General features: G+C 66.3%; 24 protein-coding genes and 1 pseudogene. 14 read left to right on the top strand and 11 right to left on the bottom strand.

Annotated features, from left to right (window positions below; genetic code table 11):
• Positions 1–75: 75 nt before the first annotated feature.
• From ACNA0R_RS23115 to ACNA0R_RS23080, 8 genes are all read right to left on the bottom strand, one after another.
• Positions 76–768 (bottom strand): urease accessory protein UreF, encoded by a 693-nt coding sequence (locus tag ACNA0R_RS23115; protein WP_415828407.1) that lies wholly within the window; start codon positions 766–768, stop codon positions 76–78.
• Positions 740–1,516 (bottom strand): urease accessory protein UreE, encoded by a 777-nt coding sequence (gene ureE / locus ACNA0R_RS23110; RefSeq protein ID WP_415828406.1) that lies wholly within the window; start codon positions 1,514–1,516, stop codon positions 740–742. The genes ACNA0R_RS23115 and ureE overlap by 29 nt, the downstream gene beginning before the upstream one ends.
• A 30-nt stretch (positions 1,517–1,546) precedes the next feature.
• Positions 1,547–3,250 (bottom strand): urease subunit alpha, encoded by a 1,704-nt coding sequence (gene ureC / locus ACNA0R_RS23105; protein ID WP_415828405.1) that lies wholly within the window; start codon positions 3,248–3,250, stop codon positions 1,547–1,549.
• Between the two features lie 16 nt (positions 3,251–3,266).
• Positions 3,267–3,572 (bottom strand): urease subunit beta, encoded by a 306-nt coding sequence (locus ACNA0R_RS23100; protein WP_086065949.1) that lies wholly within the window; start codon positions 3,570–3,572, stop codon positions 3,267–3,269.
• A gap of 27 nt (positions 3,573–3,599) precedes the next feature.
• Positions 3,600–4,202 carry a HupE/UreJ family protein gene (locus ACNA0R_RS23095; protein WP_415828404.1) on the bottom strand — a complete coding sequence of 201 codons (603 nt, stop codon included), beginning with the start codon at positions 4,200–4,202 and terminating at the stop codon, positions 3,600–3,602.
• Between the two features lie 43 nt (positions 4,203–4,245).
• Positions 4,246–4,548, bottom strand: coding sequence for an urease subunit gamma (gene ureA / locus ACNA0R_RS23090; RefSeq protein ID WP_415828403.1), 303 nt, complete (start codon positions 4,546–4,548; stop codon positions 4,246–4,248).
• 19 nt (positions 4,549–4,567) lie between these two features.
• A complete protein-coding gene (locus tag ACNA0R_RS23085) occupies positions 4,568–5,440 on the bottom strand; it encodes an urease accessory protein UreD (RefSeq protein ID WP_415828402.1) in 873 nt (290 codons plus the stop codon).
• A 274-nt stretch (positions 5,441–5,714) separates the two neighbouring features.
• Positions 5,715–6,398 (bottom strand): LOG family protein, encoded by a 684-nt coding sequence (locus ACNA0R_RS23080; protein WP_462935920.1) that lies wholly within the window; start codon positions 6,396–6,398, stop codon positions 5,715–5,717.
• On the opposite strand from ACNA0R_RS23080, the gene polA reads away from it, so the two are divergent.
• Together polA and ACNA0R_RS23070 are read left to right on the top strand one after the other, a co-directional pair.
• On the top strand, positions 6,397–9,114 hold the full coding sequence (gene polA, locus ACNA0R_RS23075) for a DNA polymerase I (RefSeq protein ID WP_415828400.1): 2,718 nt from the start codon (positions 6,397–6,399) through the stop codon (positions 9,112–9,114). The genes ACNA0R_RS23080 and polA overlap by 2 nt on opposite strands.
• Positions 9,115–9,238: 124 nt before the next feature.
• Positions 9,239–10,030 carry a dienelactone hydrolase family protein gene (locus ACNA0R_RS23070; RefSeq protein WP_415828399.1) on the top strand — a complete coding sequence of 264 codons (792 nt, stop codon included), beginning with the start codon at positions 9,239–9,241 and terminating at the stop codon, positions 10,028–10,030.
• Between the two features lie 100 nt (positions 10,031–10,130).
• Here the strand turns inward: ACNA0R_RS23070 and ACNA0R_RS23065 are convergent, their stop codons facing one another.
• Positions 10,131–11,792, bottom strand: a complete 1,662-nt coding sequence (locus ACNA0R_RS23065) for a Na/Pi cotransporter family protein (protein WP_415828398.1) — start codon at positions 11,790–11,792, stop codon at positions 10,131–10,133.
• A 225-nt stretch (positions 11,793–12,017) separates the two neighbouring features.
• Here ACNA0R_RS23065 and ACNA0R_RS23060 point away from each other — a divergent pair, with 225 nt between their 5' ends.
• Positions 12,018–13,409 (top strand): L-serine ammonia-lyase, encoded by a 1,392-nt coding sequence (locus ACNA0R_RS23060; RefSeq protein WP_415828397.1) that lies wholly within the window; start codon positions 12,018–12,020, stop codon positions 13,407–13,409.
• A 122-nt stretch (positions 13,410–13,531) separates the two neighbouring features.
• Here ACNA0R_RS23060 and htpX read toward each other — a convergent pair whose 3' ends face one another.
• Positions 13,532–14,410, bottom strand: coding sequence for a protease HtpX (gene htpX, locus ACNA0R_RS23055; RefSeq protein ID WP_415828396.1), 879 nt, complete (start codon positions 14,408–14,410; stop codon positions 13,532–13,534).
• 195 nt (positions 14,411–14,605) lie between these two features.
• Here htpX and ACNA0R_RS23050 point away from each other — a divergent pair, with 195 nt between their 5' ends.
• Both ACNA0R_RS23050 and ACNA0R_RS23045 read left to right on the top strand, forming a co-directional pair.
• Entirely contained in the window at positions 14,606–15,487 is an 882-nt protein-coding gene (locus ACNA0R_RS23050) for a DMT family transporter (protein ID WP_415828395.1), read from the top strand.
• Complete coding sequence (locus tag ACNA0R_RS23045; RefSeq protein WP_415828394.1) at positions 15,484–16,335, top strand: sulfurtransferase; 852 nt, start codon at positions 15,484–15,486, stop codon at positions 16,333–16,335. The genes ACNA0R_RS23050 and ACNA0R_RS23045 overlap by 4 nt, the downstream gene beginning before the upstream one ends.
• Positions 16,336–16,452: 117 nt before the next feature.
• Here the strand turns inward: ACNA0R_RS23045 and ACNA0R_RS23040 are convergent.
• A pseudogene (locus ACNA0R_RS23040) lies at positions 16,453–17,609 on the bottom strand (aromatic ring-hydroxylating oxygenase subunit alpha).
• Positions 17,610–17,985: 376 nt separating this feature from the next.
• Here ACNA0R_RS23040 and ACNA0R_RS23035 point away from each other — a divergent pair.
• The 9 genes from ACNA0R_RS23035 to ACNA0R_RS22995 all read left to right on the top strand — a co-directional run bounded on the left by ACNA0R_RS23035 (position 17,986) and on the right by ACNA0R_RS22995 (position 24,875).
• Positions 17,986–18,237, top strand: a complete 252-nt coding sequence (locus ACNA0R_RS23035; protein WP_415828458.1) for an exodeoxyribonuclease VII small subunit — start codon at positions 17,986–17,988, stop codon at positions 18,235–18,237.
• Positions 18,234–19,145: a polyprenyl synthetase family protein gene (locus ACNA0R_RS23030; RefSeq protein ID WP_415828393.1), complete on the top strand. Its 912-nt coding sequence runs from the start codon at positions 18,234–18,236 to the stop codon at positions 19,143–19,145. Before ACNA0R_RS23035 ends, ACNA0R_RS23030 begins: the two co-directional genes overlap by 4 nt.
• Before the next feature lie 45 nt (positions 19,146–19,190).
• Positions 19,191–21,080 carry a 1-deoxy-D-xylulose-5-phosphate synthase gene (gene dxs / locus ACNA0R_RS23025; protein WP_415828392.1) on the top strand — a complete coding sequence of 630 codons (1,890 nt, stop codon included), beginning with the start codon at positions 19,191–19,193 and terminating at the stop codon, positions 21,078–21,080.
• Positions 21,081–21,270: 190 nt separating this feature from the next.
• Positions 21,271–22,086, top strand: coding sequence for a GTP cyclohydrolase FolE2 (folE2, locus tag ACNA0R_RS23020; RefSeq protein ID WP_415828391.1), 816 nt, complete (start codon positions 21,271–21,273; stop codon positions 22,084–22,086).
• Between the two features lie 214 nt (positions 22,087–22,300).
• Complete coding sequence (gene rpsF / locus ACNA0R_RS23015) at positions 22,301–22,675, top strand: 30S ribosomal protein S6 (protein WP_415828390.1); 375 nt, start codon at positions 22,301–22,303, stop codon at positions 22,673–22,675.
• Positions 22,676–22,735: 60 nt separating this feature from the next.
• The gene (gene priB, locus ACNA0R_RS23010) at positions 22,736–23,053 is read left to right on the top strand and encodes a primosomal replication protein N (protein WP_415828389.1); all 318 of its coding nucleotides are present in this window, start codon (positions 22,736–22,738) and stop codon (positions 23,051–23,053) included.
• Positions 23,054–23,171: 118 nt separating this feature from the next.
• Positions 23,172–23,444, top strand: coding sequence for a 30S ribosomal protein S18 (rpsR, locus tag ACNA0R_RS23005; protein WP_066352664.1), 273 nt, complete (start codon positions 23,172–23,174; stop codon positions 23,442–23,444).
• 13 nt (positions 23,445–23,457) lie between these two features.
• Positions 23,458–23,913 carry a 50S ribosomal protein L9 gene (gene rplI / locus ACNA0R_RS23000; RefSeq protein ID WP_415828388.1) on the top strand — a complete coding sequence of 152 codons (456 nt, stop codon included), beginning with the start codon at positions 23,458–23,460 and terminating at the stop codon, positions 23,911–23,913.
• A gap of 137 nt (positions 23,914–24,050) precedes the next feature.
• Entirely contained in the window at positions 24,051–24,875 is an 825-nt protein-coding gene (locus ACNA0R_RS22995) for a BUD32 family EKC/KEOPS complex subunit (protein ID WP_415828457.1), read from the top strand.
• The last annotated feature ends 4 nt before the right edge of the window (positions 24,876–24,879 follow it).

Here is a 24,879-nt window from a genome sequence, read left to right as displayed (position 1 = left end):
TCCTGTATGCGGGTCGTTAAGTCGGGTTGTCAGGTTGGATGGCTGCATCGGATCGTTGCCTCGATCTTGGGCGCATCACGAACGGAACAGCCTCGAGTATTGGGTTTCGTGGCGGGCGGACAGGATGCCGAGCAGTGGCGAGAAGGTCGAGGCGTCGTCTTCCGCCATGGCCGAGGCCCGGCGCGCGGCGGCCTGGATGGCGCCATGCAGGCCGAACAGGATGCGCTGGCCGGCGACCTGGCCGAGCGGGACGGCCTTGAGGGCGGCCGCAACCTGGTTTTCCGCCCAGGCGAACAGCCAGGCGGCCAGGCAGTCTTCCAGTGACGCGCCGGCGCGCTGCGCGGCATAGGCGTAGGCCGTCGGCAGGCTGAGCGGCTGCATGTCGCGCAGCGCGGCGCGGCTCGCCGTGTCGCCCCATTGCAGCTCTTCCAGCAGGCGGGACAGCGACCATGCCATCTGCTCGGTTTCCTGGCGCAGCTCCTGGGATTCGCGCATGGCCAGCAGCCAGGTGTTCAAGGCGGCGATGGCCTGGATGTCGTCCGTTGCCCAGTTGCGGAACTGCTGGCCGAGCAGGGCGGCTTCGCCTTCGGCGACGATGTCCAGGCCATGGGCGATCCAGCGCCGCGCATCGTCGGCGTCGGCGATCACGCCGGCCTCGATGGCGGCCTCCAGGCCCTGCGAGTAGCTGAAGGCGCCGATGGGCAAGGCCGGCGACGCCAGGTGCAGCAGGGCGATCAGTTCAGTGCTTGTGCCGATGCTTGTGCTCATGGTCGTGGGCGTGCTTGTGCCCGTGGTCGTGGTCATGATCATGGCCGTGCCCGTGCTTGTGCTCGTGCTCGTGCTCGTGGTCGTGCGCATGTTCATGCCCGTGATCGTGACCCTGACCGCGCCCGTGTTCATGATCATGATCATGGGCGTGGGCGTGATCGTGCGAGTGATCATGATCATGGGCGTGCTTATGTCCATGATCGTGATGATGGCCATGCCCGTGGTCATGCCCATGCCGTTCCCGATAAGCCTGCTGCGCCAGCGCGTAGTCTTCCTCGAACGTCTCGTCGTGGCCGTGCTTGTGGCCGCCGCCATACGCGCCGGCTTCCGGTTCGAACGGAGCCTCGATCGCCACTACATTCAGCCCCAGGCGCAGCAGCAGATCCTTCAGCACGGGATCATGCTCCAGCTGCAGATAATCCGGACCCACTTCCACTGGCGTATGCCGGTTGCCCAGGTGATAAGCCGCCCGCAACAGGACATGCGGATCCACGCAGGTGGCACGCAGCACCGCTTGCGGCGCCGCCACCACGCGCACCAGGCCGCCATCCTCGGACACCAGCGCGTCGCCGTCGCGCAGCACGGTGCCGCGCGGCAGGAACAGCGCCACTTCATCGCCGTTGTCCAGCGTGGCGGCTAGCCGGCTGCGGCTGCGCGATTCGAACGGCAGCGTCAACGTGGGCGCGCGCCGCAATAAAGCCTTGGCGACAGCCTGTCCGCGGCCCACCACTTTTTCTATACGTCTCATGCGAATCTGCACATAGGACGCGCCCCAGAATCAGAACAGGAAGTAGCGTTGCGCCATGGGCAGCACCCGGGCGGGCTCGCAAATCAATTCCTGCCCATCGGCGAGGACGCGATAGGTTTCGGGATCGACATCGATGTGCGGCTGCCAATCGTTGTGCACCATGTGGGATTTGCGTACGCCCCGGATGCCATGGACGGGCACCACGCGCTTGGACAATCCATACCTGGCGGCGATGCCGGCCTGGTAGGCCGACTGCGATACGAAGGTCAGCGAACCCCGCGCCAGCGCGCCGGCACGCGTGCCGAACATCTCCCGGTAGTGTACCGGCTGCGGCGTGGGGATGGAGGCGTTCGGGTCCCCCATCAGCGCGGTCGTAATGATGCCGCCCTTCAGTACCATGTCCGGCTTGACGCCGAAGAACGCCGGGTCCCACAGCACCAGGTCCGCCCACTTGCCCGGCTCGACCGAGCCGATCTCGTGCGCCATGCCGTGGGTGAGCGCGGGGTTGATGGTGTACTTGGCGATGTAGCGCTTGGCCCGCGCATTGTCGGCGCGGCCGTCGCCGGGCAGGGCGCCGCGCTGGACCTTCATTTTGTGCGCCGTCTGCCAGGTACGCATGATGACTTCACCGATGCGGCCCATGGCCTGCGAATCGCTGGAGATCATCGATATCGCGCCCAGGTCCTGCAGGATGTCTTCCGCCGCGATGGTCTCGCGGCGGATGCGCGATTCCGCGAAGGCCACGTCCTCGGCGATGGCGGCATCCAGGTGATGGCACACCATCAGCATGTCCAGATGTTCGTCGACGGTGTTTACCGTATAGGGCCGCGTGGGATTGGTGGAAGAGGGCAGCACATTGGGCAGGCCCGCGACTTTCAGGATGTCCGGCGCATGGCCGCCGCCGGCGCCTTCCGTGTGATACGTGTGGATGGTGCGATGCTTGAAGGCCGCCACGGTGCTTTCCACGAAGCCGCTTTCGTTCAGGGTGTCGGTGTGGATGGCCACCTGCGTATCGGTGCGTTCCGCCACGTCGAGGCAGCAATCGATGGCCGCCGGCGTGGTGCCCCAGTCTTCATGCAGCTTCAAGCCGATGGCGCCGGCGTCGATCTGCTCCAGCAGCGGGGCGGGCTGGCTGGCGTTGCCCTTGCCCAGCAGGCCGATGTTGATGGGCCAGCCGTCAGCGGCCGCCAGCATGTTTTCGATATGCCACGCGCCGGGCGTGCAGGTGGTGGCCGCCGTGCCGGTGGCCGGCCCCGTACCGCCGCCCAGCAACGTGGTCAGGCCCGAGGACAAGGCTTCGTCTATCAATTGCGGGCAGATGAAGTGCACATGCGCATCGATCCCGCCGGCGGTGACGATCTTGCCTTCGCCCGCGATGATTTCAGTGCCCGGCCCGATGACGATGGTGACGCCCGGCTGGATGTCCGGGTTGCCGGCCTTGCCGATGGCCTGGATGCGGCCGTTCTTCAGGGCGATGTCGGCCTTGACGATGCCCCAGTGGTCCAGGATCACGGCATTGGTAATGACGGTGTCGGCGACGTCGGCGCCGATGCGCTGCGATTGCCCCATGCCGTCGCGGATCACCTTGCCGCCGCCGAACTTCACCTCTTCGCCATAGACGGTGTAGTCGCGCTCGATTTCAATAAGCAGTTCGGTATCCGCCAGGCGCAGGCGGTCGCCGGTGGTGGGGCCGAACATTTCCGCGTAGGCGCGGCGGCCGATTTTCACGCTCATGCGTATGCTCCCGTCTTCACAGCTTGCCCATGACGCGGCCGGCAAAGCCGTACACCGCGCGTTCGCCCGCCAGGGCGACCAGTTCGACCGTGCGCGTCTGCCCCGGTTCGAAGCGGACGGCGGTGCCGGCCGTGATGTTCAGGCGGAAGCCGCGCGCCGCTGCCCGGTCGAACTGCAGGGCGTCATTGACCTCATGGAAATGAAAGTGCGAGCCGACCTGGATGGGCCGGTCGCCGGTGTTGGCCACCGTAACGGTAATGGTGGGGCGGCCGGCGTTGAGTTCGATCTCGCCGTCGTCCACCAGCAGTTCGCCGGGAATCATCGTCGCGCTCCTTGGGTCAGGCGTGCATCAAGCCGCCAACAGCACGACGCCATACAGCGCCACGCCCAGGCCCGCGATGCGCGGCAGCCAGGCATGCGCGCGGCGCAGCGCCAGGCCCGCGCCGATGCCGGCGCAATGCAGGCCTATCGTCGTGGCCATGAAACCACCGATATAAGCCGCCGCGCTGGCCGTTTCGGGCAGCTCGTAGCCATGGGCATGGCCATGGAAGAAGGCGAACAGCGCCGCGATCGCGGCGCCCGCCCATTCCGGCAGGCGCGCGCGGGCCGCGACCAGCAGCCCCAGGACCAGCAGCGAAGCGGCGATCATCGGCTCCACCGCCGGCATGGGCACGCGCGCCAGGCCGAACAAGGCGCCCAGCAGCAGCACGGCCGCGAAGGATAGCGGCGCGACCCAGACGCGCCGCGCCGTCATGGCGCTCCACATGCCGACCGCGATCATGGCGCACAGGTGATCCGCCCCGCTCAGGGGATGCAGCGCGCCGGCCATGGCGCTGGACGCCATGCCGGCCGCCTCCGCGATATGTTCCTGCAGGGGATGCGCCGATGCGGCGCCGGCAAACAGCAGGGCGGGCCAGGCGGCGATCGCCGCGATGCGTGACGGGTGGCTCATTTCTTTCTGTTCTCCATCGGGCTATGGGGGGGCGTCCGGATGCTCAGACTATGGGGTTGTGCACCGTGACGAGCTTGGTGCCATCGGGAAAGGTCGCTTCGATCTGCACGTCGGGGATCATCTCGGGAATGCCTTCCATGACGTCTTCGCGGGTCAGCAGGGTGGTGCCGTAGTCCATCAGTTCGGCCACGGTGCGGCCGTCGCGGGCGCCTTCCATCAGCGCCGCGCTGATATAGGCCACGGCTTCCGGATAGTTCAGCTTCAGGCCGCGCGCCTTGCGCCTTTCGGCCAGCAGCGCGGCGGTGAATATCAGCAGCTTGTCTTTTTCGCGGGGCGTCAGCTTCATGGCGGGTCCAGGGAGAGGGTCAGGTGGCCCAAAGGCGCAGGGGACGGCCGGGCACGCCGTGCACCAGCGGCCGCAGGCGCAGCCAGAGGGCAGCAAATAGATGGCGCAGCGGTTCGATATGCATGGCGACGGCGCGAATCACCAGCACGCCCGGCACGGGGCTGGTCGCGCCGGCGCGCAAGCCGTCGTCGAAAGGCAGCGAAGGCGCCAGCGTCTCCGCCAGGGCGGATGTGCAGGCCTCGCCCGCTGCCCACAAGGTGCCGTAGGCAGGCATGCCGGCCAGGCCCTGGGGCGCGACGCGCACGGGCGAGCGCGCCGACAGGCGCTGGCGCTCCGCCCACAGCAGGCGGCCCGACCCGTCCAGCAGGCGGAAATCGTTGCGCACCTGGCCCGCGGACCAGGTCTCGCCGGCGGCCTGGCGTCCCAGCAGCGCGGCGTCCCAGCCCAGCGCGCTGGCGCCCGTTCCGACACTGACTGCGATGTGCTGGTGCGCCTGGCTATGGTCGAAGTAGATATTCTCCAGCGGCAGCCAGTCCAGCCGCGCGCGGTCGGCGACGCGGATGTTCAATTCCTGGCGCGAGGGATGGGCGGGGTTGGCCTTGTACCACTTGGTCGCCCCCGGGGTGGTGAACACGGCGTGCGCATCCTGCTCCAGTGCGATATCGAAGCGCAACGTGTCGCCGCTGGCCAGGCCGCCGGGCGGATGCAGCAGGGTCAGGTGGCAGATGCCGCTGTCCGCCTCGGGGTAGAGCGGCTTTTGTACGGTGAGCGGGCCCAGGTGTTGGCGTCGCGCCAGCACCGTGCGCCCGTGACGGTGCGTCAGGCCCAGGCCCAGGGTCGCCAGCCATCCCCCCGTATGCGGGGTGTCCACGAGGGGGCTGAGGGCGTCCATGAAGCGGTGGATCTCGGAGGGCAAGTGGTGGGTCCGGGGCTGCCGGCATCCCGGCGGTCAGGCCGAGATTCCAGTCGCATGCGCGCAACAGAATGCAAAACCCGTGCCATATCGCCGCCCGCCAGGGCGCGTCGCCAGCTCAAAAAAAGAACCAAGTCGGTGCGTGATTTGCACCAAATTGCATCAATTGCGCACCAAAATGTCCCAATTTCCGGCGAGGCCGCCATGCTTCGGTGCGCCCGCGACGCGGCCATCGACCGCGACGGGGCCCGCGCTAGGCCGGCAAGGACGGTGCGTACTGTTCCGGGGACAGATAACGGCCGTGGAAATCGACGATGCGGCTGACGACTATCTGCGGGTCGTCCTCGACGATGAACAGCTCCAGATCATGGGCGCCGATCATTCCGTTGCTGAGCACCGTCTTGGCCATCCAGTCGACCATGCCATGCCAATAGTCCTTGCCCATCAGGACGATGGGCGCCGGCGGGACTTTGCCCGTCTGCACCAGCGTGAGCGCTTCGAACAGTTCGTCCAGCGTGCCGAAGCCGCCGGGCAGCGCCACATAGGCGAAGCTGTGCATGAAGAACGTCGCCTTGCGGGCGTAGAAATACTCGAACATCAAGCTGATGGTCTGGTAGGCGTTATTGTTGGCTTCGTGCGGAAGCACGATATTCAAGCCCACGCTGGTCCCGCCCGTTTCGAATGCGCCTTTATTGGCCGCTTCCATAATGCCGGGGCCGCCCCCGGCGATAACCGCGAAACCTGCCTGGGCCAGCGCCGCGGCCAATGCCTCGGCCTGCGCGTAGTGCGGCGAGTCGCGGCTGATGCGCGCGCTGCCGAAAATGCTGACGGCCGGACCCAGCTCCCGCAGCGCGTCAGCCGCCGTCAGTATCTCTGACATAATCACCGGTATTTGCCTGCCGGCGGGAGTCTCCCTGCCATCTTCCTTTTTGACCATGAATAAAACCCTGTTGCTGGTTGACGGTTCTAGCTATTTGTACCGCGCCTATCATGCCATGCCCGACTTGCGTAACGCGCAGGGGGAGCCGACGGGGGCGTTGTACGGCGTCGTCAATATGCTGCGCAAACTTAAGCAGGATTACGACGCGCAATATGCGGCTTGCATTTTCGATGCCCGTGGCAAGACCTTCCGTGACGACCTGTATCCCGATTACAAGTCGCATCGTCCGCCCATGCCTGAGGATCTCGCGGTTCAGATCGAGCCCATACACAATGTGGTGCGCGCGCTGGGATGGCCGGTTTTCGCCATCGAAGGCGTGGAAGCCGATGACGTCATCGGCACGCTGGCGCGCATCGCCACCGAACACGGCATCAAAACCATCGTGTCGACCGGCGACAAGGATCTGGCGCAGCTGGTGGACGACCACGTCACGCTGGTCAATACCATGACCGGTGAAACCCTGGATCCGGCCGGCGTGGTCAAGAAGTTCGGCGTGCCGCCGGAGCGCATCGTCGATTACCTGATGCTTATCGGCGACGCGGTCGACAACGTGCCCGGCGTCGACAAGGTCGGCCCCAAGACCGCCGTCAAATGGCTGACCGAATATGGCTCGGTCGACAAGCTGCTGGAAGCGGCGGACGGCATCAAGGGCAAGGTGGGCGATAACCTGCGCCTGGCGGCGTCGAATTTTCCGCTGACGCGAAAGCTGCTGTCCGTGCGGCGCGACTGCGATCTGAGCGCCACCATGGCGGGGCCGGAAGCGCTGGTGACGCAGGAAGAGGACAAGGAAGCGTTGCTGGAGCTGTACGAGCGCTATGGTTTCCGCACCTGGCTGCGCGAGGTCAGCGGCGAAACCGAACGCGTTCCGGTGGGCGATTCGCGCGTCGCGCCCGAGCGTCCGCCCGCTCCCGAACAGGTGGATTACCAGATCATCACCGACTGGGCCGCCTTCGATGCGTGGATGGAAAAGCTGCGCGGCGCGCCGCTGGCGGCCTTCGATACGGAAACCACATCGCTGGACGAAATGCAGGCGCGCCTGGTGGGGATGTCGTTCTCCATCGAGCCGGGGGTGGCCTGCTATATCCCGGTCGCCCATCGCGGGCCCGAGGCCGGCGATCAATTGCCCAAGGACGAAGTGCTGGCGCGCCTGCGCGCGTGGCTGGAAGACCCGGCCGTGCCCAAGCTCCTGCACAACGCGAAATACGATGCCCACGTGCTGCGCAACGAAGGCATACGGTTGGCCGGCATCGCCGAAGACACGATGCTGCAGGCCTATGTGCTGGAATCGCATCGCAGCGTCAGCCTGTCGGACCTGGCGCAGCGCTGGCTGGGCCGCAGCGGCATTACCTATGAGCAATTGTGCGGCAAGGGCGCCAGCCAGATCTGCTTCGACGAAGTCCCGGTCGAGCGGGCCGGCCACTATGCCGCCGAGGACGCCGACTTCACGATCCAGATGCATCACCTGCTGCGCCCGCGCGTCAGCGCCGACGCCGGCCTGGAGCATATCTATAAGCTGGAGCTGCAGGTTTCCGAGGTCCTGACGGAAATCGAGCGCACCGGCGTGCGCGTCGACGCGGAAGAACTGATGCGGCAAAGCACGGCCCTGGGGCAGGAGATGCTGACGCTGGAACAGCGCGCCTATGAGCTGGCCGGGCAGCCCTTCAACCTGAATTCCCCCAAGCAGCTGGGCGAAATCCTCTTCGGCCGCATGCAGTTGCCGGTGGTGCGCAAGACGGCCAGCGGCGCGCCTTCCACCGACGAGGAGGTCCTGAGCAAGCTGGCCCAGGACTATCCGCTGCCGCAGGTCCTGCTGGAATACCGCGGCCTGTCCAAGCTGAAATCCACCTATACCGACAAGCTGCCGCGCATGATCAATCCGGCCACTGGCCGGGTGCACACCCATTACGCGCAGGCCGCCGTCATCACCGGGCGGCTGGCCTCTTCGGATCCGAACCTGCAGAACATTCCTGTGCGCACACCGGCCGGAAGGCGGGTGCGCGAAGCTTTCATCGCCGAACACGGCGTGCTGATGTCCGCCGATTATTCACAGATCGAGCTGCGCATCATGGCGCACGTGTCGGATGACGCCAATCTGCAGCGGGCCTTCGCCGCGGGCGAGGACATCCACCGCGCCACGGCGTCGGAGGTCTTCGGCGTGCCGCTGGAGTCGGTCGCGGCGGAACAGCGGCGTGCCGCCAAGGCCATCAATTTCGGGTTGATCTACGGCATGGGCGTGTTCGGCCTGGCGTCGAACCTGGGCATCACCCGCGATGCGGCGCAAGCGTATATCGACCGCTATTTCGCGCGTTACCCCGGCGTGGCGCAGTACATGGAATCCACCCGGGTGCTGGCGCGCGAGCAAGGCTACGTGGAGACGGTCTTCGGCCGGCGGCTGTGGCTGCCGGAAATCCGCGGCGGCTCGGGACCACGGCGGCAGGCCGCCGAACGTGCCGCGATCAATGCGCCCATGCAGGGAACGGCGGCGGACCTGATCAAGAAGGCCATGGTGGCCGTCCATGAATGGATCGCGCGCGAAGGCCTGCTCACGCGCATGATCATGCAGGTGCACGATGAACTGGTGCTGGAAGTGCCCGACCAGGAAATCGAGCTGGTGCGCGCCGAACTGCCTGGCCTGATGTGCAATGTGGCGCAGTTGCGCGTGCCCCTGGTGGCCGAGGTCGGCGTGGGCAAAAACTGGGAACAGGCGCATTAATCCCCGTCCGCGCGTCCCGTCCAGCACGCGTTAAGGCAATGCGCGGCATAATCGGCGGGACGGCACCGGGCGGCGCCCCGCCGTGACGCACATGTGCCCAACCCCAAAGCGAGAGGATACCGCCATGAGTTTTTCGCCCGCCGCAGGTGCCGTGCAGAGCACCGCGATCCATACCAGCCCTCAGGGCCTGACGCACGGCCTGATCGACCTGCCCGTCAAGGACGGCACGATTCCCGCCTACTACGCCGTGCCCGAGGGCAAGACCAATGTGCCCATCATCTGTGTCGTGCAGGAAATCTTCGGCATACACGAACACATCCAGGACATCTGCCGGCGCCTGGCGAAGGAAGGCTATTTCGCCATCGCCGTCAATCTCTACGAGCGCCAGGGCGATGCGTCCACCTACACCGACATCCCCAAGCTGATCCAGGACATCGTTTCCAAGGTTCCCGACGAACAGGTCATGGCCGATCTGGACGCCAGCGTGGCCTGGGCCGCGCAGCAGGGCGGCGATGCCGAACGCGTGGGTATCACGGGCTTCTGCTGGGGCGGCCGCATCACCTGGATGTACACGGCCTACAGTCCCAAGGTGAAGGCCGGCGTGGCGTGGTACGGCAAGCTCACGCAGGGCCATGGTCCGCTGATCAAGCGCAATGCGGTCGACGTCACCAAGGAACTGCACGGACCGGTCCTGGGCCTGTATGGCGCCAAGGACGCCAGCATTCCGCTGGAAGACGTGGAAACCATGAAGCAGCGCCTGGCCGAAGGCAACGACCACGCCAAGGCGTCGAAGATCGTGGTCTATCCCGACTCGGGTCACGCCTTCCTGGCGGACTATCGTCCCAGCTACAACCAGCAGGATGCGCAGGACGGCTGGGAAAAGATGCGCGACTGGTTCGCGCGGTATCTGAAGTAAGAAGCCGGGGGGTGCGAGTCGCGGCCGCCAGCGGGTCAGCGCCGCCCCGCGAAGCGATGGGTGGCGGGGCCGCGCCCGGCGCGGCGAAGCGCGGCGGCGCTCAGTTCGCCGATTCCCGCAGCCGGCTGGGCAGGAGTTCTCCCTGCTTGGCCAGGACCGGATAGGCGGCGGCGCCGACCAGATAGGAATTCACGCCTTTCACGTCGCGCAGGATATCCAGGTACATCTGGCCGATCTCGGCCTCCTCGACCTGGCCCGACTTGATCTTCTGCAGATGCGCTTCCGCCGCCTGGGCCTCCAGCGCGCGGAAGCTTTCCTTTTCGCCGGCCAGCGCGCGCGCCTGGCGCAAGTCCGAGTTGACGAACAGCGCCGCCGTGCGGCGTTCGTTGTTCAATAGCTGTCCCAACGATTCATCCAGTTGTTCACGCTGGTCCGGCGCCAGCTTCCAGCCCTGTTTGCGCAAGCGGGTGGCATGGCTCAACAGGCCGCTGTGGACGATGTCGGCGGCGTGGCCGATATTGCTGGCGAAGGCCACGATTTCTTCCATGCGCTGTACGTCGTCGCTGGTCATGCTTTCGCGATCCAGCGTCGCCAGGTATAGCGTGATCGCGGTTTCCAGCTTGTCCATGGCGGTGTCCAACTGCTTGGCCTGGGGCAGGCGATGGCGGTTGTCGCGCTTGAAGCCGGCGCGTGCCAGCACCAGAAGGGTCTGCAGCATATCGGCCATGCGCAGGGCTTCGCGCGATGCGTTGCCCAGCGCGACGGCGGGAATATCGTGGGCGGATTCGTCCAGGTATTGCGGACGGGCGGGGTCGTCGGGATCGATGCGTTTCGGCAGCCAGCGCGTCAACAGCGCGGCATACGGGACCAGCAGCGGCAGGAAGACCAGGGCGACGACGCCGTTGAACAGCGTATGGAAGTTGGCGACGGCGCGCGCCGGGTCGCTCGTCAGGTCGTTCATCCACGCGCCGACCCAGGGCAGCAGGATCAGGCCGATGACCACGCCCGCGACGCGCGTCAGCAGATTGCCCAGGGGCAGGCGGCGGGCCGCCGGATCGTCGCCTGTCACGCCTTCGATCATGGGATTGACCGCCGTGCCCAGATTGGCGCCCAGCACCATGGCGTAGGCCGTTTCCGGCGAGACCAGTTGATGCGATGCCATGGACATGAGCAGCACCACCACCGCGACGCTGGAATGTGCCGCCCACGTCAGGGCGGCGGCGACCAGCATCGCGGCCACGGGCTGGCTGGCCAGGGCCTGCAGCAGAATGCGCAGCAAGGGCGCGTTCTGGAATGGCGCGAACAGGTCCACCAGTGAATGCAGCGATATCAGCAGCAGCCCCAGGCCGATGAAGACGCGGCCCAGGTCGCGCGTGCGGCCGGGCGGATAGCGGCGGAACATCCACACGCCGAACAGGATCAGGATGGGCGCCAGCGCCGTCAGGTCGAAGGACAGCAGCTGGACGATGAGCGTCGTGCCTACGTTGGCGCCCAGCATGGCCGAGAGCGCCGGCACCAGACCCACCACGCCGCCGGCGGCGAAGCCGGTGATCATCAAGCCGGTGGCCGTGCTGCTTTGCAGGGCGGCCGTAATGCCCAGGCCGGCCGCGAACGCGCGCAGGCGCGTGCCCAGCGCGCGGCCCAGCACCGCGCCCAGGGCCGCGCCGAAAGCCCGCTGCACGCCTGTCTGGACCATATGGACGCCCCACAGGAGCAGGGCCACATAACCAGCGAAGTCGAGCAGGGCAAGGATTCCGGACATACGTCGGCGCAGGGTATTGAAACGGGTGGAATGACCGGCTGGGCAGCACGGGCCAGCCCCAATGATCGCATGGTTCCACGCCCGGGGGACGGAGACGTTGAAAACGTTCTCATGCGGCGCGGCGGCCGGCCGGCGGCCGCGGCGGGATGGGCGGGCTGCCGAGGGCTATCATAGCGACGTGCCGGGACGCGGGGTTTCCGGACGGGATGTTCTTTCGGAGCCATCGTGGCGGTTTCTGTCTTTGACCTTTTCAAGATCGGTATCGGTCCTTCAAGTTCGCATACGGTGGGCCCGATGCGCGCGGCGCTGCTGTTCGCCCAGGGCCTGCAGCGCGACGGTCTGCTGCCCGCGGTCGCCGCGGTGCGCGCCGAGCTCTACGGATCGTTGGGCGCCACCGGCAAAGGCCACGGCACCGACAAGGGCGTCCTGCTGGGCCTGATGGGAGAAGCGCCGGATACCGTGGATCCTTCCGCCATCGCCGGCATGCTGCAGGCGGTACGCGCCAGCCGCGAACTGCCGCTGCTGGGCGTGCACCGGGTGCCCTTCATCGATAAAGAGCACCTGCTGTTCTATCGCCGCGAAGCCATGGCGGAACATCCCAACGGGATGAAATTCCATGCCTTCGATGCCGCCGGCGCCACGCTACGCGAGGCGCGCTATCTTTCCGTGGGCGGCGGCTTCGTCGTGACGGCCGGGGCGCCCAACGCCCAGGTCATCGCGGCGCACGATCAATTGCCTTATCCCTTCCGCACCGGACGGCAGCTTGTCGAGATGACGGCGGCGTCGGGCCTGAGCGTGGCGCAGCTGATGATGCGCAATGAACTGACCTGGCGCGGCGAAGACGAAATCCGCGCGGGCCTGGACCGTATCTGGGAGGTCATGCAGCACTGCGTGGCGCGCGGCTGCGGCATCGACAATCCGGGCGCGGATGGTGAATTGCCCGGTCCTTTGAAGGTGCGCCGCCGCGCGCCGGAGCTGTATCGCAGCCTGACCCAGCGCGCCGAACGTACGCTATCCGATCCGTTGTCCGTAATGGACTGGGTGAACCTGTACGCGATCGCCGTGAACGAGGAGAACGCCGCGGGCGGACGCGTCGTCACCGCCCCGACCAATGGCGCCGCGGGCATCATCCCGGCGGTCCTGCATTACTACGATCGCTTCGTGCCCGGCGCCACGCGCGAGGGCATCCATGATTTCCTGCTCACGGCCGCGGCCATCGGTCTGCTCTACAAATTCAATGCATCGATTTCCGGGGCGGAGGTCGGCTGCCAGGGCGAAGTCGGCGTGGCCTGCTCCATGGCGGCCGGCGCCCTGGCCGCGGTGCTGGGCGGCAGCGTCTCGCAGGTGGAAAACGCCGCCGAGATCGGCATGGAGCACAATCTCGGCCTGACCTGCGACCCGGTGGGCGGGTTGGTGCAGATTCCCTGTATCGAGCGCAATGCGATGGCGTCGATCAAGGCGGTGAACGCCGCGCGCATGGCGCTGCGCGGCGACGGCCAGCATTACGTCTCGCTGGACTCGGTCATCAAGACCATGCGCGAGACGGGCGCGGATATGAAGATCAAGTACAAGGAAACGGCGCGCGGCGGCCTGGCGGTGAATATCGTCGAGTGCTAGGCCGTAGGGCCGGCGCGCCGCGGGGCCGTGCCGCGCCCGCCGATGGTGCCTGGCCGGCCGCGCCTGGCCGGCCGCGCCTAGCCGGCCGCGCCTGGCCGGCCGCGACGACCGCCGCGGCCGCTTTACAGCGGCACGCGCTGCAGCGCCGCGATGCGCTGCTGGATGGGCGGGTGCGTGGCGAACAGCGCGCTGATGGCGCCGCCGCCGTTGATGCCGGAGGCCTCGAAGGTCTTGGGCAATTCCCCCGCCTCCAGACCGCCCAGCCGCGCCAGCGCGCGGATCATGGGATCACGCGAACTGAGCAGATGCGCGGCGCCGGCATCCGCCCGGTATTCGCGCTGGCGCGAGAACCATGCCACGATGATGGACGCCAGGATCCCGAACAGGATCTCGCAGACGATCACCGTGATGTAGTACCCCGGGCCCACGCCGCGCTCGTTGCGGAACACGGCCTTGTCGATGAAGTAGCCGACCACCCGGGCCAGGAACACCACGAAGGTGTTGACCACGCCCTGGATCAGGGTCAGCGTCACCATGTCGCCATTGGCGATGTGGGAGACCTCGTGTCCCAGCACGGCGGTGACTTCTTCTTCGGTCATGCTTTCCAGCAGGCCCGTGCTGACGGCCACCAGCGAATCGTTCTTGAACGCGCCCGTGGCGAAGGCATTGGGCGCGCCTTCGTAGATGGCGACTTCCGGCCGGCCGATGCCGGCGCGGTCCGCCAATTGGTGGACGGTGTCCAGCAGCCAGGCTTCGCTCTGATTGCGCGGCGCAGTCGGGTCGATGACGTGGGCGCCGGTGCTCCACTTGGCCATGGGCTTGCTCATGAGCAGCGAAATGATCGCCCCGGTAAAGCCCACCACCAGCGAAAACACCAGCAGCGCATTGATGTTCAGCCCATTGGCGGTCAGGAAGCGGTCGACGCCCAGGATGCGGAGCGTGGCCGACAGCACCAGCATGACCGCCAGGTTGGTCAGCACGAATAGAACGATACGTTTCATGGTTTTTATGATCCCTTTGCGAGCGATGTAGCTTTGACGGCCCCGGGGCGTCCAGGTTCCGCGGCGCGCGAGCATACCGCGGCGGACAGGGGGGCCGCGCCGGCGTCACTGCGCCGCGGGAGAGGGCCCGGGCGTCGAGGCCAGCGCGGAGTATAGTATCGCTTCCTTGCCACTCGACGGTTCCGGTTTTATCCCATGCAGGCTCTCTGGATGTTGCTGGCGTCCCTCATGTTCGCCATCATGGGCTCCTGCGTAAAGCTGGCCACGGAGCACGAAGCCTCGCTGTCGCAGGTCGTGCTGTTCCGGGGCTTGCCGTCGGTCATCCTGTTGCTGGCCTGGGCCCGGGCCGGACGACACTCCATCATTCCGTCGAGCTGGAAACCGCATCTGTGGCGCAATCTGGCCGGCGTCAGCTCCATGTGGCTGGGTTTCTACGGGCTGGCGCACCTGCCGCTGGCCACCGCCACCAGCCTGTCATACACGTCGCCTTTGTTCATCGCCGCCTGGATGCTCGGGTGGGGCGGCGCGCAACGGGACATCGTGCGCATTCTGTCGGTGGCGCTGGGTTTCCTGGGCGTGATCGCGGTCCTGCGGCCCAGCATCGGCCACGACCAATGGCTGGCGGCGCTGCTGGGCCTGACCTCGGGTGGCACCGCCGCCGTTGCCATGATGCAGATCCGCGAGCTCGGCCGCATCGGTGAACCCGAATGGCGTACCGTGCTGTTCTTTTCCTGCACGGTTTGCATCACCAGCGTGATCGGGCTCGGTTCCGAGGGCTGGGGCAAGGCCGATCTGCAGGGCTATATCGCCTTGACGGGCATCGGTCTGTCGGGCCTGTTCGGACAACTGGCCGTGACGCGCGCCTTCGGGCTCGGATCGGCGCTGTTGACGGCGGCGCTGCAGTACACCACCATCATCTTCGCCGCCGTCCTGGGCATGGCGTTCTGGCGCGAGAACCTCGACAACATTGCCTGGGCAGGCATGGGATTGATCATTGCCGCCGGACTGCTGTCCATATGGCGGACGATGCGCGAGTCGCGGGCCATGGCCGCGGCCATACGGGAGAAAAAAGCATGACCTCGACCCTTCTGATGTCTGCCTCCGAGCTGGCGAGCCGCTTGAACGACGCCGACGTGCGTGTTTTCGACGTGCGGCACGACCTGGGCGACTTCTCGGCCGGGCGCCGCCAGTTCGAAGCGTCGCACATCGCCGGCGCGCATTTCCTGGACAACGAAAAGGAGCTGGCGGGCGAACATACCGGGCGCAATGGCCGTCATCCGCTGCCGGATCGCGGCGCGCTGGCCAATCTGCTCGCCGCCCACGGCGTGGGGCCGGGGACCCTGGTGGTGGCCTACGATGCCAGCGGCGGGCAGTTCGCCGCGCATTTGTGGTGGCTGCTGCGCTGGATCGGCCATGATCGCGCGGCGGTACTGGATGGCGGCTGGCAGGCCTGGAATGCGGCCGGCCTGCCGGTCGAGAGCGGCGCCCCGCCCGCGCCCGCGGCGGCTGCCGCCGCGGCGCCTCGCGCCGCGCTGGTCGGTGCGGTCGATGCCGAAGCCGTGCTGGCCAATTTGCGCGATCCGTCGTTTACGTTGGTGGACGCGCGCGCGGCGGCGCGCTATCGCGGCGAAGTCGAACCCATTGATCCGGAGGCGGGGCGCATACCGGGCGCCTTGAATCGCCCCTACACCGACAATCTGGACGCCGACGGCCGCTTCAAGTCGCCCGCGCGGCTGCGCCAGGAATTCCAGGCGGTGCTGGGCGATCGCGCGCCATCGGCGATCGTCCATCAGTGCGGCTCCGGCATTACGGCTGCGGCCAATTTGTTCGCGATGGAGCTCGCCGGCCTGTCCGGATCGCGGCTGTATCCGGGGTCCTGGAGCGAATGGATCAGCGATCCGTCCCGGCCGCGGGAAAAGGGCTGAGGCCGCCGGGCCGGGCCCCGCGCTGGCCGCCGCACTGGCCGCCGCACTGGCCGCCGCGCCGAACCAAGACAAAAAAACGCCGGGAAGTCCCCGGCGTTCTTCATCGTGCTGCTCGAATCACGGATGCGGGTCGGTTTCCGCCATAATGCGCCGATACCATTCGTGGAAGTGCTGCATGCCGTCTTCCATCGGGGACTGGTAAGGACCGGCTTCCGAGACGCCGCGGTCCATCAGGGCCTTGCGGCCCGCATCCATGCGTTCGGCGATCTCGTCGTCTTCGACAGCGGTTTCCATATAGGCGGCTTGCTGCGCCTCGACGAATTCGCGTTCGAACGCGACGATTTCCTCCGGGTAGTAGAACTCCACCACATTCAGCGTGTCCTGCGGTCCGCGCGGGTGCAGCGTGGACAGCACCAGCACGTGGGGGTAGACCTCGATCATGTGCGTCGGGAAGTAGGTCGCCCAGATGGCGCCGAAGTCGGGCGATTCCCCCTGGCGGAAGTCCAGCACGCGGTCATGCCAGGCGCGGTAGACGTCCGATCCCGGATGGGCCAGCGCCTGATGCACGCCGACGCGCTGCACGCTGTGCCAGGAGCCGAACTCCCATGCCAGATCATCGCAGGTGACGAAACGCCCCAGCCCCGGGTGGAAGGGGCCGACGTGGTAGTCCTCCAGGTAGACCTCGATGAAGGTCTTCCAGTTGTAATTGCATTGGTGGATCTGCACGCGGTCCAGCACGTAATCGCCGAAATCGAATTCGGGACGTCCGAACAGCCCGCCGATATCCTGCAGCGGATCGCGCGGGCCTTCGAACAGCAGGCCGTGGCAATCGCGCAGCCGGAAACGATCCAGCTTGGCGCAAGGCGTGCTGTCGAACTGCGGCGCGCCCAGCAGTTCGCCCTGGGCGCTATAGGTCCAGCGATGCAGGGGGCAGACGATATTGCCCCGGTAGCCCGCAGATTGCCCGCCGTATTGGCGCTGCCCGCGACATTGCCCGCCACGCCGCCAAGCATCAGGGCCTGGCGGTGGCGGCAGACATTTGAGATAAGTTCTATACCCTGCGGTGTGTGAACAAGGGCTCGTCCGCCTTTTTCCTGGACCAGCGTACGCCAATCGCCGACTTCGGGCACCATTTTGCGATGGCCAACGTACAGCGCGGATTGCTGGAAAATGAGTTCTTGCTCGCGCTGGAAACGGGCTTCGTCAAAGTAAGCGCTGACGGGTAGCTGGGTGCGAGCTGGCACGAATTGCGCCATCCGACCAATGTCGGTCATGATTCCCTCCGCTCGGATAAAAAAGCCAGGACGGCACGAATCCGTTCTGGCGCGAAGAAAAATCGGGCTGGCCGATCGAAATTTGAACCGCCATTGTACCCCAGGTGCTACAAGCGTGCCGGCGAGCAGGTCGGCACGCACGCGGCCTGTCCGTATTTCATGACTTATTGCCGTGCCATATCGGTCGTCCGGATGGGGCATGCTCATGCGGCAAGGGCGGCGGGGGCCGGCGCGCGGCCCTCCAGTTCCCGATCTCGTACAATTCCGGGATTATTCACAGCAGTTTTATTCGGAGACACGCTTGGCACCCACGCAAGCCGATCCGCACGATGTTTCTCCCGCGCCGACTGGCCGTTCCGACGAGGGAGCGGCCGCCATGGCCCGCGCCACGTCCACGTTGCCGCAGGATTTCGAGACCGCGCTGGCGCAGCTCGAATCCCTGGTCGCGGCCATGGAAGACGGCTCCTTGCCGCTGGAAGAGTCGCTCGCGGCCTATCGGCGCGGCGTGGAGCTGACGCGCATCTGCCAGGAACGCCTGGCGCAAGCCGAACAGCAGGTTCGCGTACTGGAAGGCGACTTGCTTCGTCCGCTGGAGCCGGGCGCGCTGGATGACGAATCGAACGGATGAAGCAATCCCATCTCGCTTTCCAGGAATGGCTGGCCGGCCGCGCCGAGCACGTCGAAAGGACGCTGGACGAACTGCTGCCGCCGGCCGACGCCGTGCCCACGCGCCTGCATGACGCCATGCGTTATGCGGTGCTCGGGGGCGGCAAGCGGGTGCGCGCGGCCCTGGTCTATGCCGCCGGCCAGGCCTGCCCGATCAGCGGCCACGCCATGGCCGTGGAGGCCTCCCTGGACCGCGCCGCCGCGGCGGTGGAGCTGATCCACGCTTACTCGCTGGTACACGACGACCTGCCGTGCATGGACGACGACACCCTGCGCCGCGGCCGCCCGACCACCCATGTGCGATACGACGAAGCCACGGCCATGCTGGTGGGCGACGCCTTGCAGCCCCTGGCCTTTGAATTGCTGGCGGATATGCCGATCGCACCGGCGCTGGTGGTGCAGGCGACGCAGGCGCTGGCGCGCGCATCCGGCAGCCTGGGCATGGCGGGCGGGCAGGCGATCGATCTGGAAAGCGTGGGCCGGCAACTGGACCGTGAAGCGCTGCAGACCATGCATGGCATGAAGACGGGCGCCATGCTGGCGGTCAGCGTGGCCTTGGGCGGTATCGTGTCGGGCGCCAGTTCCAGCGCGCGGCAGGCCCTGGATGACTACGCCCAGGCCATAGGCCTGGCTTTCCAGGTGGTGGACGATATTCTGGACGTGACGGCGGACTCGGCCAGGCTGGGCAAGACGGCGGGCAAGGATGCCGCCGACAACAAACCGACCTATGTTTCGCTGATGGGCCTGGAGCAGGCGCGCGCCTTTGCCCAGGACCTGCGCGAGGCTGCCCTGCAGGCCCTGGTGCCGCTGGGCGAAGGGCGCGCCCGGCTGGCGGAGCTGGCCGATTTCATCGTATTGCGGGACCGCTGAGGCGCCTTGCGGCGCGCGCGGTCCACGACCTTGGTTGCGAAAAGCATGACCACTGAATTCCTGGAAGCCATCGATAGTCCGGCGGATCTGAAGCGACTGGACCGGCGCTCGCTGAAAAAGCTGGCCGACGAATTGCGCGCCTTCATTCTGACCTCGGTTTCGCGCACCGGCGGCCATCTGTCGTCCAATCTGGGCACCGTGGAGCTCACGCTGGCCCTGCACTACGTGTTCGATACGCCGCATGACCGCATCGTCTGGGATGTGGGCCATCAATCCTATCCGCACAAGATCCTGACCGGCCGCCGCGCAGGCATGGCCAAGCTGCGGCAGGCCGATGGCATTTCCGGCTTTCCGCGGCGGTCCGAATCGGAATACGACGCTTTCGGCACGGCCCATTCGTCGACGTCCATTTCGGCTGCCCTGGGCATGGCCGTGGCGTCGCGCAATGCGGGGATATCGCGCCAGCACATCGCCGTGATCGGCGACGGCGCCATGTCGGCCGGCATGGCCTTCGAAGCCATGAACAATGCGGGCGTCACGCCGGGCATCAACCTGCTGGTGATCCTGAACGACAACGATATGTCGATCTCGCCGCCGGTGGGGGCCTTGAACCGCTACCTGGCCAGGCTGATGTCGGGCCGCTTCTATGCCGCCGCCAAGAATGTCGGCAAGGCCGTGCTGCAGCATGTGCCGCCGGTGCTCGAACTGGCGCGCCGCATCGAGGAACATGCCAAGGGCATGGTGACGCCCGCCACGCTGTTCGAGGAATTCGGCTTCAACTACGTCGGCCCGATCGACGGCCACGACCTGGACGCGCTGCTGCCCACGCTGCAGAACCTGAAGGCCTTGCAGGGCCTGCAATTCCTGCATGTGGTGACGCGCAAGGGGCAGGGCTACAAGCTGGCCGAGGCCGACCCCGTGCTGTATCACGGCCCGGGCAAATTCGATCCGGAGATCGGCATCGTGCCGGCCAAGGCGCCGTCCAAGCTGACCTTCACGCAAGTCTTCGGCCAGTGGCTGTGCGATATGGCCGCACAGGATGAAAAGCTGGTCGGCATCACGCCGGCCATGCGCGAGGGCAGCGGCCTGGTGGAATTCGAGCGGCGTTTTCCGTCGCGTTACTTCGACGTGGGCATCGCCGAGCAGCATGCCGTCACCTTCGCCGCGGGCCTGGCCTGCGAACAGCAGAAGCCCGTGGTGGCGATCTATTCGACCTTCCTGCAACGCGGCTACGATCAACTGATACATGACGTGGCGCTGCAGAACCTGGACGTGACGTTCGCCCTGGACCGCGCCGGGCTGGTCGGCGCCGACGGCGCCACGCATGCCGGCAACTACGACATCGCCTACCTGCGCTGCATACCGAATATGGTCGTGGCCACGCCTTCCGACGAAGCCGAGGCGCGCCTGCTGCTGACCACCTGTTACCGCCATGCGGGCCCGGCGTCCGTGCGCTATCCGCGCGGCGGCGGCCGTGGCGCCGCCGTGCCGACGACGCTGGAGGAAGTGCCGCTGGGCAAGGGCGTGGTGCGCCGGCATGGCGCCACCATCGCCATCCTGTGTTTCGGCACGCTGCTGCCCGCGGTGGAAAAAGCCGCCGAGGCGCTGGGCGCCACCGTGGCGGACATGCGTTTCGTCAAGCCGCTGGACGAGGCGCTGGTGCAGGAATTGGCCGCCAGCCACGATGCGCTGGTGACGGTGGAAGAGGGCGCCATCATGGGCGGGGCGGGCAGCGCGGTCTGCGAGGCCTTGAATGCCGCGGGGATCACCCTGCCGGTACTGCAGCTGGGATTGCCGGACCGCTTCATCGATCATGGCGATCAGCAGGCCTTGCTGGCGGGTGTGGGTCTGGATGCCCCCGGCATCGAGGCTTCGGTGCGTGCGCGTTTCGGCGATCTGCTGGCGCGTCCGCTGCCCAGGGTGAACCGCGGGTAAGCCGTGGGCGGGCCGGCGTCGAACCGCGGGTGCGCCACGGCCGGATTGGCGGTAACCGCGCGGCGCGGGATTCCTTGACACCTGTCGGGAAAAGGGTTTTCCCGGACGTATGGATTGCGTTGGGCGATAATGCTCGTCCATCGACATTTTGGACGGCGCTCAGGCAGCCCGTTTGTCACAGGCCAGATCTATGAATTCCCCGATAGCTCCCGCTCTCATCATGCCGGACGTGCAGAGTTCGGCCGATACGCGGCACATCCCCATCCAGCGGGTGGGCATACGCGGCGTACGCCATCCCATGCTGGTCCAGTCCGCGGATGGCAGCGCAATGGCGACGGTGGCCAACTGGACCTTGACGGTCGCCTTGCCGGCCGAAGAAAAGGGCACGCACATGTCCCGCTTCGTGGCGCTGCTGGAAAAATACCGCAGCATGCCCATGACGCCGGCGTCGTTCCGCGCCATGGCGCGCGAAATGCTGCCCTTGCTGCATGCCGAGCGTGGCGACATCACCGCGGCCTTCCCGTATTTCATCAACAAGTCGGCGCCGGTGTCGGGCGTGCAGAGCCTGATGGATTACGAGATCCAGTGGATCGCGCGGGCCGCCGGCGAGCAGGTCGAATTCGAGCTGATCGTGCAGGTGCCGCTGACCAGCCTGTGCCCCTGTTCCAAGGCGATTTCGGAGTATGGCGCGCATAACCAGCGCTCGCACGTGACGGTGGCGGCCCGTATCGGCGACGACGTCGGCGTGGACGAAATCATCCGCCTGATCGAGGACGAAGGGTCCTGCGAAGTCTGGGGGCTGCTGAAGCGCCCGGACGAGAAGTTCGTCACCGAACGCGCCTACGACAACCCCAAGTTCGTCGAAGACCTGGTCCGCGACGTGGCGGCGCGCCTGTCGGTTCGCGCGGGCGTGGCCGCCTATCGCGTCGAAGCCGAAAACTTCGAATCCATCCACAATCATTCCGCCTACGCGGTGGTGGAAGGCTCGGGGCCGGCCGCGCTCTGACCATCGGTTCGCCCGCCGTTGCATGGGCGCGACGGCGCGTTGTGCGCTTGCACAAGCGTCGGATTCGGGCGATAATCGACGGCTTTCCTGCTCGACCGTCCGTTTTCGGGCGGCGGGCTGTCCCCCGGCCGATCCCAATTAGTTCGATCCAAGTCATTCCTGCGGGATCGGGATCCTCGGGTCCGTGCCGGGACATCCACCAGGAGTTTTACCCATGCGTCACTACGAAGTAGTGTTCATTGTCCATCCCGACCAGAGCGAGCAAGTGCCTGCCATGGTCGAACGCTACCAGTCGCTGGTCACCGGCCAGGGCGGTACCGTGCACCGCCTGGAAGATTGGGGCCGCCGCCAACTGGCCTACCCGATCCAGAAGCTGGTCAAGGCCCACTATGTGTGCCTGAATATCGAGTGCAACCAGTCCACCCTGGACGAGCTGGAGCATTCCTTCCGCTACAACGACGCTGTCCTGCGCCACCTGGTCATCAAGACCAAGAAGGCCCAGACCGGCGCCTCGATCATGATGAAGTCGGTCGAGCGTGAAGAAGCCCGTAAGGCGTCCGCGGAAGCGGCTGCCACCCAGGCTGAGTAAGTTGGCGTCATAAACGGCCGGCGCAACCGCCTGCCATCCCGGCAAACCGGCCGGTAAGCGATGAATGAAACGGCATTGAGCGCGCAGGTACTCGAAAGGGAACCGCTGCGCCACACCCCCGCCGGCATCCCGGTGCTGGAAATGCTGCTGGAACATGCATCGGAAGTGATCGAGGCAGGCCATCCGCGCCGCGTCGAACTGACGATACAGGCGGTGGCGTTGGGGGATCTGGCCTTGATGCTGGCTGATATCCAGCTTGGCGCATCGCTGCAGGTGCAGGGCTTTCTGGCTCCGGTTCGCCAGGGAGCGGTCAAGTTGAAGCTGCATCTTCAGCGTGTGACGCGGGTGTCGGCAGGTCAGGATCCGCTGGTGGGCTAATGCCCCGGATGGTCCCGGCCGCCGGAATGCCGGTACGGGAATGGAACGATGGGGCGGTCACCGCTCCGCTCTGGTAAAGATTACGGGTCGACGACCCACACGAATCAAGAGGCACATCATGGCTTTCTTCGGTAAGCGCAAGGAAAAACGCAAATTCACGCAGCAGAATCCGCTGTTCAAGCGCCGCAAGTTCTGCCGTTTCACGGCGGCCGGCGTGGAAGAGATCGATTACAAGGATCTGGACACGCTGCGTGACTTCATCCAGGAAAACGGCAAGATCATTCCGGCTCGCCTGACCGGTACGAAGGCGCACTACCAGCGCCAGCTCGACACCGCCATCAAGCGCGCGCGCTTCCTGGCGCTGTTGCCCTACACCGACAACCACAATTGATCCGGAGATCGCGATGGAAGTGATCCTGCTCGAAAAAGTGCCCGGCAAGGGCAATCTGGGCGATAAAGTCCGCGTTCGCGACGGCTTCGCCCGCAACTGGCTGATCCCGCAGAAGAAGGCTCAGCGTGTCACGCCCAAGGTCCTGGAAGCGTTCGAAGCGCGTCGCGCCGAACTCGAAAAGGTCCAGGCCGAGAAGCTGTCCGCCGCCCAAGGCGTGGCGGATCGCCTGAACGGCCAACAGGTCAAGATCCAGCAGAAGGCCGGCGTCGACGGCCGCCTGTTCGGTTCCGTGACCAGCGCCGACATCACCGCGGCCCTGCACAAGGCCGGCTACGAGTCGGTGGAAAAGGCCAACGTCCGCCTGCCCTCCGGCCCGCTGAAGGCCATCGGCGAGTATCCCGTGCAAATCGGGCTGCATGCCGACGTGGTGGTGGAAGTCACCGTGGTGGTCGAAGGCGAAATCGCCTGACGTTGCCGCGCCGGTAATTCCGGCTTGCTGCCCACGAGGAGGCTTTAGCCTCGGGGCGGCCCGGTGGCCCCAAGGCCCCAAGGCAAAAAAAAGCCGGCTTGGAGCCGGCTTTTTTCATCTCCTTTTCCCGAGCCCCGCTGACCTTGCCGCCCGAACACGTATCCCCTCCGCCGGGTCTTCAGGACTGGCTGGCGCGCGCCAGGCAGGCGCCGCTGCCGTCGGTGGACGAAGTCACCGTCGACGGCGTCCCGTTCGTGGTCAAGTACCGCCGCCCCAGCGTGCGAGGCATGGTCAGCTACGCCCTGCGCTATACCCGGGCCGCCTTGCTGGCTATCGGCTGCAAGCTGGTGCTCGGGGAATTCCCCAACCCCCGTGTCCTTTTGCGCAATGGCGTCGACTACGAGGCCGAGCGGCTGCGGCGCCTGCGCGCGGCGGATTGCCGCGTGCCCGACATCTGGTGGCACGAGCCCGGCCTGCTGATACTGGAACACGTGGGCAAGGACCTGAACGAGCTGCTACGCCATGGCAGCGACCAGTCCCGTGTCGAGCTCGCCGCCTGGGCCGGCCGGGATCTTGCCGAATTCCACCAACGCGGCTTTTGCCACGGCGGGGCGCAGATCCGCAACCTGACGGTGCGCGGCAACGACATGTGGCGCATCGATTTCGAGGAAAACATCGGCGAGGCGCTGTCCCGCCCGCTGGGACAGGCCTACGATCTGTTCCAGATGGTGGCGTCGGTGCTTTCCATGCGCAAGCTGCCTTCGGCCATCATGCCGACGTTGGGTCAGGTTATGCTGAGGTCCTACTTTGAAGTCAATCCCGATCCCGAAGTGCGCGCCCGCCTGCTGCGGCTGGGTCGTTTCCTGCGCGGGATCGCCTGGCCGCTGCGGCCGTTGCTGGGATGGCTGCGGTCCCGCGACGTTCAGGGCTTTTTCCGTGTTGCGGATGCGTTGCGACCATGAATGA

This window comes from Bordetella sputigena, from assembly GCF_965137885.1.
Classification (GTDB): Bacteria; Pseudomonadota; Gammaproteobacteria; order Burkholderiales; family Burkholderiaceae_B; genus Bordetella_C; species Bordetella_C sputigena.
Note: the sequence above shows the minus strand (reverse complement) of the source record. Positions and strands in the feature narration are given on the sequence as shown.